We start from the raw sequence: 12,462 nt of genomic DNA on the forward strand, positions 1-12,462 counted from the left end.
AATGTATATAAATCAACAACTTGCACGTGCTCTCGTGTTTTGCGGCCGATTGGGGTGCCCAGTTTGAAGGTAACTCCCGCTGGCTCGAAACTGTGGAGTACTCGCCGGGGGGGCGCGGCGCCAACGCGCGCCGTTTCTCATGTTTGACCGCTCAAGCCCAGCAGCGGCGCCCCGTATCTGGGAAGTTGGCGCGCTGTGCCGCGCCATTGCTGATGCCCTGGAGGCGCGCTTCAATCCTGTCGCGGTGCGCGGCGAGATTACGGGCTTCTCGCGCGCGTCCAGCGGTCATTGTTATTTTTCGATCAAGGACGCCAACGGGCAGTTGCGCTGCGCCATGTTCCGCCGCGCAGCCACGTTGCTTGACTTTTCGCCGCGCGATGGTGAATTGGTGGAAGTGCGCGGGCGTCTCGGTGTGTATGAGGCACGGGGCGACCTGCAGTTCATCGTGGAAAGCATGCAGCGCGCGGGGCAGGGCGCGTTGTTCGAGCAGTTCCTGCGGCTCAAGGCGCAGCTTGACGCCGAAGGCCTGTTCGACACGGCGCGCAAGCGCCCGCTGCCGCTGCAGCCCCGCGGCATTGGCCTGGTCACGTCAGCCGGCGCAGCCGCGCTGCACGATGTGGTCACGGCGTTGCGCCGGCGTGTGCCGCACATTCCGGTGGTGCTGGTGCCCGCGCAGGTCCAGGGTGTGGCCGCCCCGCCGTCGATCATTGCGGCGCTATCAAAACTGTATCTGCTCGCGCAAGCGGGGCAGGCGCCTGGGGCTGATTCGAACCGGCATCCGCCCATTGACGTGATTTTGCTGGTCCGTGGAGGCGGCTCCATCGAGGACCTGTGGGCCTTCAACGACGAGCAGCTGGCCCGCTCCATCGTGCAAAGCCCGGTGCCCCTGGTCAGCGGCGTGGGGCACGAGACCGATTTCACCATCGCTGACTTTTGCGCCGATCTGCGCGCTCCCACGCCCACCGCGGCGGCCGAGCTGGTGGCCCAGCCGCGCGAGGTCTGGCTGGGCGCGCTGGATTTGCTGGCAGGCCGCCTCAGCGATGGTGTGCAGCGCCAGCTCGATACCCGCCACCAGCGGCTGGACCAGGCCGCAGCCCGCCTCGGCCGTCCCTCGGGCCTGGTGGCGCGCCAGCAGCTGCAACTGGCGCGCCTTGCGCAGCGCATGCGCCATGGGGTGCTCCTGAAAATGCAGCGCCTGGCGCAACGCCAGCAAACACTGGAAACCCAATTGCCCCAGGCTTTGCAACGCAGTGCTGCGCAGCACGCTGAGCGGCTGGACCGCGCTGCCTTGCGGCTGGAGCTGCTGGACCCACGCTTGGTACTGCAGCGCGGTTATGCGCTGCTGACCGACACCAGCGGCCAGGCGGTGACCAGCGTGCGCCAGGCCCAGCCGGGCGACGCGCTGCGGGCCACGCTGGCCGACGGCGCTGTGGATGTGACGGTGTCGCAGCCACGGTTGCTGTGAGCGGATCGCGGAGGGCGAGGGCGGCAGGAGCGTTTTTGTAGGACAGCGGCGGTTTGTGGCGTTGCGGGTGGGGAACCGGGAGCCCACATGCTGCACAGGTCACCTGATGTTCCTACAATGCCCCCTTCGCGCTGTGTCCGACTGCATTGCTCAGGAAAGCCCGCGTTGCAGACGGCATCCCAGAATTTCAAACCACGAGGAAACACCACCATGGAACACACCCTTCCCCCGCTGCCCTACGCCATCGACGCCCTGGCCCCGCACTACAGCCAGGAAACCCTGGAGTACCACCACGGCAAGCACCACAACGCCTACGTGGTGAACCTCAACAACCTGCAAAAGGGCACCGAGTTCGAATCCCTGACGCTGGAAGAGATCATCAAGAAGGCCAGCGGTGGCATCTACAACAACGCTGCGCAAATCTGGAACCACACTTTCTTCTGGAACTGCATGGCTCCCCAAGGTGGCGGTGAGCCATCGGGCGCACTGGCCGCAGCCATCAACGCCAAGTGGGGCAGCTACGCCGCCTTCAAGGAAGCCTTTGTGAAGTCCGCCGTGGGCAACTTCGGTTCGGGCTGGACGTGGCTGGTGAAGAAGGCCGACGGCAGCGTGGACATCGTGAACACCGGCGCCGCTGGCACGCCCCTGACCACCGCCGACAAGGCCCTGCTGACGGTGGACGTGTGGGAACACGCGTACTACATCGACTACCGCAACATGCGTCCCAAGTTCGTCGAAACCTTCCTCGACAAGCTGGTGAACTGGAAGTTTGCTGAAGCCAACTTCGCCTGATCGACCCGCGCAGTCGCGGTGTGGCGCTCACACCGCGCAGGCAACAAAAAACGGCCCGAGGGCCGTTTTTTGTTGCACGGCAGAAAATTTGAAGTGTTTCCGACTGGATGCGCTAGTGAATTATGGTTCTGTTGCTATGGAATGTGTAGCATCAGAAGCCCTTGGCGTCACTGCCGGGCAAACGGAGTCCCACTGAGTTTGGCCCCGGCCTTGATGCCCTTCTTGGCAAACCAGCCCTGGTTCATCTCCAGCACGTAGCGCACGGGCTTGGCCGAACAGTGTGAATCCAGTGTCTGGGGCTTCATGTCCTCCAGGTTCACGATGGTGCCGTCATCGGCAACGAAGGCCGCCGTGAGGGGCAGCAAGGTGTTCTTCATCCAGAAGCATTGCTGGGAGGGCTGCTCAAACACAAAGAGCATGCCTTCGTGCGCGGGCATTTCCTTGCGGTGCATCAGGCCGGTCTGGCGCTCCTGGGGGGTGAGGGCGACCTGGGCGTCGATGCGGTGCATGCCGGCCGTCAGTTCCACGCGCCGAAGGTTCATCTGCGGGCCTTCCTGCGCCTGGGCGACCCCAGCGGGCGCGGCCAGTGCACATGCCGCCAGCCAAACTCCCCAGGCCCCGACGGCGCGGCGGGCACGGCTGGGAACACCGGTCGCCCCGCGCAGTGCGGGAAGCGGGAAGGCTGGGAGGGCGCGTGAGGCGGTCATGGGCGGGACTTTCTGGCAAAAAAGACAACACAGGGTGCGGCAGCTGCGCCAGGGACGGACTGCAGTGCTCGCAAAAAGTTCAGGCGGTGCGCAGAGCATGCGCAGCACCAAAGAAAACGCCCGCAGGAGCGGGCGGTTTTTGAATCAGCGAAGGCCTGAGGGCCCCGTGGTGGGTATGTCAGGCCTTGCGATGTTTCAGGCGGCCTTGTGGGCGGTTTTCTTCTTGGCGACCTTTTTGGTGGTCTTTTTCTTGGCGACCTTCTTGGTGGCCGGTGCTGCTGCCTGGGCCGTCATGGGAGCGGCTGCGGGAGCGGTGGTGGCAGGGGCGGCTGCGGGTGCCTGTGCAAAAGCACCAGCAGTGAACAGACCGGCCACGAGGACAGCGAGGAGTTTTTTCATATATGCCGTTTCCAGTGTGAACGAAGGTTGAAGGGCCGGACGAATTCCGTACGGCTCCACTCGCAACGATAGCAGCGCGCGGCCCGTTGACAGGGTCTTGGACGAAATTTTTTGTCATTAGAATGGTTTGAAACCACACTGGCGCGCCTGCGGCGGTGCTTCTTTTCCTCGCTTTGCCCCTCATCGACCGAATCAGACTCGGCGCACATCGGAGACTCCCCACCCATGACCACCTACCAGCACATCGTGGTGCCTGCCGAAGGCCAGAAAATCACCGTCAACGCCGACATGTCCCTGAATGTGCCGGACGAGCCCATCATCCCCTTCATCGAAGGTGACGGCACGGGCCTCGACATCACGCCCGTCATGATCAAGGTGGTGGACGCAGCCGTGGCCAAGGCCTACGGCGGCAAAAAGAAAATCCACTGGATGGAGGTGTACGCGGGCGAAAAGTCCACCAAGGTGTACGGTCCCGATGTGTGGCTACCCGATGAAACCCTGCAGGTGCTGCGCGAGTACGTGGTGTCCATCAAGGGCCCGCTGACCACGCCCGTGGGCGGCGGTATCCGCTCGCTGAACGTGGCGTTGCGCCAGGAGCTGGACCTGTACGTGTGCCTGCGCCCCGTGCAGTATTTCAAGGGCGTGCCCTCGCCGCTGAAGGAGCCTGAAAAGACCAACATGGTCATCTTCCGCGAGAACTCGGAAGACATCTACGCCGGCATCGAGTTCGAGGCCGAGTCGGACAAGGCCAAGAAGCTCATCAAGTTCCTGCAGGACGAGATGGGGGTAAAGAAGATCCGCTTCCCTAACACGTCCGGCCTGGGCGTGAAGCCCGTGTCCATCGAGGGCACGGAGCGCCTGGTGCGCAAGGCCATCCAGTACGCCATCGACAACGACAAGCCCAGCGTGACCATCGTGCACAAGGGCAACATCATGAAGTACACCGAAGGGGGCTTTCGCGACTGGGCCTATGCCTTGGCACAGAAGGAGTTCGGTGCTGAGCTCATCGACGGCGGGCCCTGGTGCCGTCTCAAGAACCCCAAGAACGGCAAGGAAATTACCATCAAGGACAGCATCGCCGATGCCTTCCTGCAACAGATCCTGCTGCGCCCGGCCGAGTATTCGGTCGTGGCCACGCTGAACCTGAATGGTGACTACATCTCTGACGCGCTGGCGGCACAGGTGGGCGGCATCGGCATTGCCCCCGGCGCCAACATGTCCGACTCGGTGGCGTGCTTTGAAGCCACCCACGGCACGGCGCCCAAGTACGCGGGCAAGGACTACGTGAACCCCGGCTCCGAGATCCTGTCGGCCGAGATGATGCTGCGCCACATGGGCTGGACAGCGGCCGCCGACCTGATCATCAGCTCGCTGGAGAAGTCGATCGCATCCAAGAAGGTGACCTACGACTTTGCCCGCCTGATGGAAGGCGCCACGCAGGTCAGCTGCTCGGGGTTTGGGCAGGTCATGATTGACAACATGTAGTCGCATCCGCCTTGGCTTCGGGGCGGTTCAAAACGTCTCCATAAAAGAAGAACCCTGGTGCGTCATTCGGACCAGGGTTTTTTGTTTGCGCCTCAGTGTCCCAGCGCGCGTACCAGATAGTCGATGAGCACCCGCACTCGCAGGGGCATGTGCCGGTTGCCTGGGTAGATCAGCGAGAACGGGCGTGACGCGCCCGCATGCCCCGCCAGCACTTCGACCAACTGGCCGTTGCGCAGATCCTCCTCCACCAGAAAACGGTACGTTTGTACCAGGCCTGCTCCTGCGCGGGCCAGCGTGACCTGACCCAGGATGTCATCAGCACAGCGCAACTTGCCCTTAGTCGGCCATTCCATGGTCTGGCCCTCGTGCACCAGCAACCAGGGAACGACCTGCCCGCTGCTCGGCAGCACGAACTGCACGCATTCATGTCGTTCCAGCTCGTCTGGTGTAGCGGGTGCGCGGTGGCGTTTCAGGTAGCCCGGGGCTGCGACAACGATCAAGGCCGCGTCCTCCAACTTGCGAGCCACCAGGCTCGAATCTGGCGGTGTTCGGCCGCGGATGGCGAGGTCAAAACCTTCCTCGGTGAAGTCCACGTTACGGTTGGACAACTGCAGTTCTATCTCTATGTCGGGGTACTTCTTGCTGAACGCGGGCAAGAGAGGCAGTACGCGATGGTGGCCGTACGAAGTGGGCAGGCTCATCCGCACAAGGCCTGCTGGCTTGAGTTGCTGGCCCGACGCCTCACGCTCTGCCTCGCTGAGTTGCGTCAGCGCCTGGCGGCATTGGTCGTAATAGCGCTGCCCAACCTCCGTCAGGCGCACTTGGCGCGTAGTGCGCATGAGAAGGCGCACGCCCAGACGCTCCTCCAGCCGTGCCACTGAACGGCTCACGGCAGCCGCCGTGAGTCCTGTGGCCTTGGCTGCCGCAGTGAACCCCTGGTGCTGCGCCGTCAGGCAGAACAACTCAATGCTGCCCAGGCGAAGGTTGTCGAATTGCCGGTTCATTGTTGATTCTTATGTAATAAGTGATTTGAAATGAATCTAGTTTATTGTCAATTTCATCGGAAATACAGTTGCTGCATCACCAACCACCGACGTAAGGAGTCCCCAGATGCAGAACTCGATCAAGCTTTACTACTCTCCCGGCGCATGCTCGCTGGCGACGCACATTCTTCTGCGCGAAACCGGCACGCCATTCACGCTGGAGAAGGTGGATACCCACAAACACACCACCAGCACTGGCGGCGACTTCTATGCCATCAGCCCCAAAGGCCAGGTGCCTGTGATCGAACTTGCTGATGGGACGCGGATCACCGAAGGGCCGATAGTTGCTCAATATGTGGCGGACCGGGCGGGCGCACGCACCCTGATGCCCCCCGCAGGCAGTCTGGAGCGCTACCGGGTCATGGAGTGGCAGAACTACGTGACGGCGGAACTGCACAAGTCTTTCACCCCGCTGTTCCACAGCGATGTGGATGCCAATGCCAAGAAGGCGCTGGCTGCTGTGCTTTACAAGAAGCTGGTCTGGCTCGACGGACAACTGGCTGGCAAGAGCTACCTCACGGGCAGCGATTTCACTGCCGCCGATGCCTATCTGTTCGTGGTGCTCGGCTGGGCCAAGTTTGTGCAGATCGACCTGGGGGAACTGCAGCACATCGGCAGCTTCATGGCGCGTGTGGCAGCCCGCCCCGAGGTCCGTGCCGCGATGCAAGCCGAAGGCCTCGTAGCCTGAGGAATACTCCCATGCCTTACATCAAGATCCAGATCACCCGCGAGGGTGCATCGCGCGAGCAAAAGGCCCAACTGATTCGGGGTGCTACCGACCTTGTCGTGCAGGTGCTCGACAAGAACCCTGCCACTACTTTTGTTGTGATCGAAGAAGTGGATACCGACCACTGGGGCATCGCGGGCGAAACCGTGACCGTGCTGCGTGAGCGGGCGAAGAAAGGCGGTGCGCAATGAGTAGTGCCGCTGACTTTGCCGCCATCCATTCGGTGCTGGAGCTGTACCTCGACGGCCTTTACCACAGCGACACAACGCGCCTGGCCAAGGTGTTTCATCCGCAGGCCCTGTACGCCACGGCGGTGGGAGAGCAACCCATCTTCTGGCGCATGGACGAGTACTTCCCGGTGGTGGATGCTCGCCCAGCCCCTGCGGCGAGCGGCCAAGCGCGTACCGACCGCGTGCTCTCCATCGACCTGGTAGGCCCCGTGACGGCACTGGCCAAACTCCAGTGCTCCATCGCGCCCAAACATTTCATCGACCTGCTGACGCTGCTCTGGCTGGACGGACGCTGGCAGATCGTCTCCAAGGTCTTTCATTACGACATCAGAGATTGACATGAATATTCTTCGACCTTTCTCCAAGCCGTTTCTCTCTTCAGTGGGCGGGCTGGCGCTGTATTGCGTCACTGCATTGCTGCTGGGTTTTTCTGCCAGCGCATCGGCTCACCAAGAGTGCGCGGCCCCAGGGTGTGCTGCTTCGGAGCCTTACCATGGAATGCCCGCGATTGCGGCCATTGGAGCACGCACCGGCAAGTACATGGAAATCCCCGAAGCTGCCAAGGGACCTAGCATTGACCCCGCGAAGGGTTATCGAATCCAGGAACTGGGGCGCGGCCTGTACATGGTGACCGACAACGTCTACCAGGCGATGTTCGTGGTGCACGAAAAAGGCGTAGTGCTGGCTGACGCACCGCCCCCGCTGGCCGGATTTATCGCGAAAGCCATCCGTGAAGTCACGGGCAAGCCGATCACACACATCATTTATAGCCATGCCCATGTTGACCACATCGGTGCAGCAGGGGAGTTGCTAGCCACGCTGCCGCGCCGACCTGTGATCATTGCGCACGAAGAAACCCAAACCATCCTGGCGCGTGCACGTGATCCCAAACGCCCGCTGCCCGGCGTCACCTTCCGCGACAAGTACACCCTCAAAGTGGGCGGGCAGCGCCTGGACCTCTCGTACCACGGCAATGGTCATGAGCCGGGGAACATCTTCATCCTGGCACCTGAGCAACGTACGTTGATGGTGGTGGACGTCATCTTTCCCGGATGGATGCCGTGGAGACGCCTTGCGCTGGCGCAGGACATCCCGGGCTACTTCAAGCAGGTCGAGAAGATCAAGTCGATGGACTTCGACTGGCTGGTTTCTGGCCATGTTGCACGCGCCGGTACCAAGACCGATGTCGCCATGCAACATGAGTTTTTGCAAGATCTCAAAGAGGCTGCCGGCAAGGCCCTGCAGAACACGGCCTTGGGCGAGGGCATGGATGCCCGCGACCAATCCAACCCCTGGGCCGTCTTTGACAATTACATAGACCGTGTGGCGGCCCAATGTGTGAACGCGTTGACACCCAAGTGGGCTTCTCGCCTGGCGGCTTTTGATGTGTACATCTGGGACCAGTGCTTCGCCATGGAGCAGAGCCTGCGGCTGGATTGAGCGTGGCACTCAGAAACTACATCTACCTCATGTTGCTCGCGCTGGCCGTTGGGCAGCCGATGGCGGTAGTAGCCCAACCATTGACAGAGTCTGTGGACGCATTGGAGGCGTTGTTTGGCAAACACGCTGGCGTGCGTCGTACGCAGACGAAGGGGCTGTGTGCGAAGGGCTTCTTCATCGGAACTGCCGAGGCACGAGCACTGAGCAAAGCGACTGCTTTTTCGGGAGCCCAAGTGCCAGCCCTCGCTCGGTTTTCGGTGGGTGGGGGCAATCCCGGCGCGTCGGACAAAAGCCGCTCAACACGTGGTCTGTCGCTCAAGCTGGACCTTCCCGATGGGGCAGTCTGGATGCAGGCCAACCTGTCTGCTCCGGTATATTTTGTGAAGGACCCGGCGGACTTCGCTCCGTTTGTCCGATCCCGCGTCCCGGACCCGGTGACCGGCAAACCATCTCCAGAACGCTTGGCAGCATTCAACCTGGCTCACCCCGAGTCGTTGCGCCAGGGGAAATATCTGGCCGAGCGTTCTGCGCCTGCGAGCTATGTCACGACTCCTTATTGGGGCGTGAACGCATTCATCTTCCGGGCTCCGGATGACCAACGCCGCTTTGTGCGTTGGCGTTTTGAGCCGGAGGCGGGAGAGCAGCGATTGAGTGAGGAGCAGAGCATGCAGCTACCCGACGATTTTCTCGCGGCAGAGCTGAAGGAGCGACTTGCCAGAGGACCCGCTTCCTTCCGGTTTTTGGTGCAGTTGGCTGAAGACGCCGACGATCCTAGCGACCCGACCGTCGCGTGGCCAGAACAGCGTCGGCAGGTCACTGCAGGGCGTCTGGTGATTGATAGCTTGTCCGAGTCTTCGATCTGCGAGCCCGTCCTTTTCAATCCCCTGGCTCTGCCGGATGGCATCGAACCTTCTGCCGACCCGGTGCTGCTGGCGCGTCCAGCCGCATATGGGATTTCATTCGGGCGCCGAATGGCGGAGCGCCAATGAACGCCGCCGCCAGCGAGCGACACCGCTTGGTGTTTGTGGGAGACCCCATGTGTTCATGGTGCTACGGCTTCGGACAAGAACTGTCCGAGGCACTTGCCCAGCTGCCCGAAATGCGGCTCGACATCGTCACTGGTGGTCTGCGTGCAGGGGCTACTGAGGTATTGGACGATGCCGGCAAGCGCTTGAGGTTGTCTCACTGGGCGAAGGTGGAAGCACAGACAGGCCTGAGCTTTGACCGAGAGGCCCTCCTGGCTCGGCGAGGCTTTGTATACGACACAGAGCCTGTCTGTCGCGCGGTAGTTGCCGCTCGGCTCAGTCAGCCGGGTGCAAACCTGTTGGCCATTTTTCGGGCGCTGCAAAAGGCTTTTTATGCCGACGGCTTGGACACGACCGATCCAGAAGTGCTGGTCGCCGTAGTGACTCAGGCTCTGTCGGTACAGGCGTTGGATGCCCAAGGGCTGCAGGAGTGCTTCGTGGCCGATGCCACCCTCCAGGTGACTCAGAGGGACTTTGCGCAAGCGCGTCGCTGGGGCATCACCAGCTTTCCCGCACTTCTGGGCAAACATGGCGAGCACCTGGTCCGCCTGGTGGATGGTTTTGCCAAAGCGCCCGTGTTGCTTGCGACCATAGATCGTTGGATGGATCAGACATCGATGACAGTCACACCCCGGGGCTAGCGGGGGAAAGTGTATGCAACGCCACAGATGGTGAGGCCCACTTTGTGCAGCAGCGCTATTGATCAGCCCCTGTTGCATGCTTCCCGATTTTTCCCACAGCCTGCATGATCGCGCTGGCAATTCAGAGTTGGCTTTTTGAATCTTTCCCTCCTAAGATGGCCTGACGCTTCGGCATTGCTGGCATAAGCCTGATGTGTGCTTTGCCGAATGTGGCGAGCGTTGAAGGTCCCTGGAGCAGCTGACTCTCCAGGAAGCAGAAAGCGAGAGGGCTGCATGGCGACTGACTTTTCTGCCGGGTACTGGGAGCAAAACCCCGATGCATTGCTGGTGCTATCACCCCAGGGCGTGGTGCTGGAGTGGAACCCGGCGGCCGAGCTGATCTTTGGCTATTCGCAGGCCGAAGTGCAGGGGCGCTCCATCCTCGACCTGATCGTGCCCCAGGGCCGCGCACACGAAGAGGACCTTTTCCGTGCCGAGGCCCTGCGACTGGGCACTTCGGTGCAGGAGGCTGTGCGCCGCCGCAAGGACGGCTCGCTGGTGCATGTCAATGTATCGACCAAGGCCGTGTGCGATGCGGCCGGGCAGGTGCTGTACTTTTTGTCGAGCAAGAAGGATGTCACCCAGCTCAAGGTGCAGCGCGATGCCAAGCTGCTGGAGGCGCGGTTTCGCGACCTGCTCGAATCCACCCCCGACGCCATCGTGATGGTCAACGTGACCGGGCGCATCGTGCTCGTCAACTCGCAGGCCGAGCGCGTGTTTGGCTACCCCCGCTCCGAGTTGTTGGGCCAGGCGGTGGAGGTGTTGTTACCCCACCGTTACCGGGGTGCCCACCTGGGCCATCGCAGCGGGTTTTTTGGCCAGCCGCGCACGCGCACCATGGGCGCGGGGCTGGAGCTGCATGGCCTGCGCAAGGACGGTGGCGAGTTCCCGGTCGAGATCAGCCTGAGCCCCATCGACACCGAAGAGGGCACCATGGTGATGAGCGCCATCCGCGACATCACCGACCGCAAGCGCGCAGACCAGAAGTTCAAGGACCTGCTGGAGGCCGCACCCGACGCCATGGTCATCGTCAACCGCGAAGGGCGCATCGTGCTGGTCAACTCCCAGGCGGTCAAACTGTTTGGCTGGAGCCGCGATGAGCTGCTGGGCCAGCCCATTGAGTTGCTGGTGCCCCAGCGCTTCAGCGCTCGCCACCCCGACCACCGGCGCAATTTTTTTGCCGAACCGCGTACCCGCTCCATGGGCGCAGGGCTGGAGCTGCACGGTTTGCGCAAGGACGGCAGCGAGTTTCCGGTCGAGATCAGCCTGAGCCCGCTGGAGACGGAGGAGGGCCTGTTTGTCTCCAGCGCCATCCGCGATGTGACGGAGCGCAAGCGCATCGAGCAGGTGCTGCGCGACAAGAACCTGGAGCTGGAGAACGCGGCGCTGGTCAAAGACCGTTTTCTGGCCAGCATGTCCCACGAGCTGCGCACACCGCTCAACGCAATCATTGGCTTTACCGGCACGCTGCTCATGAAGCTGCCCGGCCCGCTCAATGCTGAACAGGACAAGCAGTTGCGCATCGTGCAGACCGGTGCCAAGCACCTGCTTTCGCTCATCAACGACCTGCTCGATGTGGCCAAGCTCAGCGCCAACAAGGTCACACTGAATCTGGAGCCCGTGGACTGCAAGACCCTGATCGAAGAAGTGTCTGCGACACTGGAACTGGAGGCGCGGCGCAAGGGCTTGGCCTTTGCCGTGCATGCGCCGCCGGTGGATGTCTTGCTGCTCACCGACCGGCGCGCGCTCAGTCAGATTCTCATCAACCTCGTGGGTAACGCCATCAAATTCACGCAACAGGGGAGGGTGGATGTGGTGCTGCAGGAGTTGCTGCTGCCCACCGGCCGCGCCGTTCAGCTGCGGGTGCAGGACACCGGGCCAGGCATACCGCTGCAGGAGCAGCCCCGGCTGTTCGAGGCGTTTTCGCGGGTCGAGAGTGCGGACCGCCGCCACCATGAGGGCACAGGCCTGGGCTTGCACCTGAGCCGCAAGCTGGCCGAAGCACTGGGAGGCACCCTGGGTTTTGACAGCACCGAAGGCTTGGGCAGCACCTTCACTCTGCAATTGCCGGAGCCCCAGGCATGACAACCACCATCCATCCCGCCACCATTCTGGTCATCGAGGACGATGACGCAAGCCGCCTGCTGGTCACCTACTTGCTGGAAGCCGCCGGCCACCGCGTGCTGGCGGCCGAAAACGGTGCCGTGGGGCTGGACCTGGCCCTGGCCGAGAGTCCGGACATTGTGTTGTGCGACCTGCAGATGCCGGTGATGAACGGCTACGAGGTGGCTCGCGGCCTGCGCGCCAGCCCACGCTGGCGGGTGGTGCCACTGGTGGCGGTGACAGCCTTCTCAATGCCGGGCGACCGCGAGAAGGCCCTCGAAGTCGGCTTTAATGAACACCTGTCCAAGCCCATCACGCCCGAGACCTTTGTGCAGCAGATCGAGGCGTTTTTGGCTGGTGCCCACC

14 protein-coding genes are annotated in these 12,462 nt (G+C 62.2%); 11 read left to right on the forward strand and 3 right to left on the reverse strand.

The genetic code is table 11. From position 1 onward, the window contains the following. The first annotated feature begins 139 nt into the window (after positions 1-139). Positions 140-1,465, forward strand: a complete 1,326-nt coding sequence (xseA, locus tag DBR23_RS20285; protein WP_108499402.1) for an exodeoxyribonuclease VII large subunit — start codon at positions 140-142, stop codon at positions 1,463-1,465. A 210-nt stretch (positions 1,466-1,675) separates the two neighbouring features. Beyond that, the gene (locus DBR23_RS20290) at positions 1,676-2,257 is read left to right on the forward strand and encodes a superoxide dismutase (protein WP_056062412.1); all 582 of its coding nucleotides are present in this window, start codon (positions 1,676-1,678) and stop codon (positions 2,255-2,257) included. A 167-nt stretch (positions 2,258-2,424) separates the two neighbouring features. Here DBR23_RS20290 and DBR23_RS20295 read toward each other — a convergent pair whose 3' ends face one another. Together DBR23_RS20295 and DBR23_RS20300 are read right to left on the reverse strand one after the other, a co-directional pair. Further along, the gene (locus tag DBR23_RS20295) at positions 2,425-2,964 is read right to left on the reverse strand and encodes a DUF192 domain-containing protein (protein WP_099730139.1); all 540 of its coding nucleotides are present in this window, start codon (positions 2,962-2,964) and stop codon (positions 2,425-2,427) included. A 195-nt stretch (positions 2,965-3,159) separates the two neighbouring features. Further along, positions 3,160-3,363: a hypothetical protein gene (locus tag DBR23_RS20300; RefSeq protein ID WP_056644838.1), complete on the reverse strand. Its 204-nt coding sequence runs from the start codon at positions 3,361-3,363 to the stop codon at positions 3,160-3,162. 225 nt (positions 3,364-3,588) lie between these two features. Between DBR23_RS20300 and icd the strand changes: the two genes are divergently transcribed. After that, positions 3,589-4,848: an NADP-dependent isocitrate dehydrogenase gene (gene icd, locus DBR23_RS20305; protein ID WP_015014237.1), complete on the forward strand. Its 1,260-nt coding sequence runs from the start codon at positions 3,589-3,591 to the stop codon at positions 4,846-4,848. A gap of 92 nt (positions 4,849-4,940) precedes the next feature. On the opposite strand, the gene DBR23_RS20310 is transcribed toward icd, so the two are convergent. Beyond that, positions 4,941-5,852 (reverse strand): LysR family transcriptional regulator, encoded by a 912-nt coding sequence (locus DBR23_RS20310; protein WP_108499403.1) that lies wholly within the window; start codon positions 5,850-5,852, stop codon positions 4,941-4,943. Between the two features lie 106 nt (positions 5,853-5,958). Here DBR23_RS20310 and gstA point away from each other — a divergent pair, with 106 nt between their 5' ends. The 8 genes from gstA to DBR23_RS20350 form a co-directional block, all read left to right on the forward strand. Beyond that, positions 5,959-6,579: a glutathione transferase GstA gene (gstA, locus tag DBR23_RS20315; protein WP_233250608.1), complete on the forward strand. Its 621-nt coding sequence runs from the start codon at positions 5,959-5,961 to the stop codon at positions 6,577-6,579. 11 nt (positions 6,580-6,590) lie between these two features. Further along, the gene (locus tag DBR23_RS20320; RefSeq protein WP_056062421.1) at positions 6,591-6,809 is read left to right on the forward strand and encodes a 4-oxalocrotonate tautomerase family protein; all 219 of its coding nucleotides are present in this window, start codon (positions 6,591-6,593) and stop codon (positions 6,807-6,809) included. Next, a complete protein-coding gene (locus DBR23_RS20325; RefSeq protein WP_108499404.1) occupies positions 6,806-7,186 on the forward strand; it encodes a nuclear transport factor 2 family protein in 381 nt (126 codons plus the stop codon). The genes DBR23_RS20320 and DBR23_RS20325 overlap by 4 nt, the downstream gene beginning before the upstream one ends. A gap of 1 nt (position 7,187) precedes the next feature. Beyond that, positions 7,188-8,288 (forward strand): MBL fold metallo-hydrolase, encoded by a 1,101-nt coding sequence (locus DBR23_RS20330; RefSeq protein ID WP_233250609.1) that lies wholly within the window; start codon positions 7,188-7,190, stop codon positions 8,286-8,288. A gap of 2 nt (positions 8,289-8,290) precedes the next feature. Beyond that, complete coding sequence (locus tag DBR23_RS20335; RefSeq protein WP_108499406.1) at positions 8,291-9,277, forward strand: catalase family peroxidase; 987 nt, start codon at positions 8,291-8,293, stop codon at positions 9,275-9,277. Further along, positions 9,274-9,954 carry a DsbA family protein gene (locus tag DBR23_RS20340; RefSeq protein ID WP_108499407.1) on the forward strand — a complete coding sequence of 227 codons (681 nt, stop codon included), beginning with the start codon at positions 9,274-9,276 and terminating at the stop codon, positions 9,952-9,954. Before DBR23_RS20335 ends, DBR23_RS20340 begins: the two co-directional genes overlap by 4 nt. A 273-nt stretch (positions 9,955-10,227) precedes the next feature. After that, positions 10,228-12,078, forward strand: a complete 1,851-nt coding sequence (locus DBR23_RS20345) for a PAS domain S-box protein (protein WP_056062435.1) — start codon at positions 10,228-10,230, stop codon at positions 12,076-12,078. Then, a partial coding sequence (locus DBR23_RS20350) for a response regulator (RefSeq protein WP_108499408.1) occupies positions 12,075-12,462 on the forward strand: 388 nt, incomplete at its 3' end. The genes DBR23_RS20345 and DBR23_RS20350, both read left to right, overlap by 4 nt.

This window comes from Acidovorax sp. HMWF018, assembly GCF_003061035.1.
GTDB lineage: Bacteria > Pseudomonadota > Gammaproteobacteria > Burkholderiales > Burkholderiaceae_C > Acidovorax > Acidovorax delafieldii.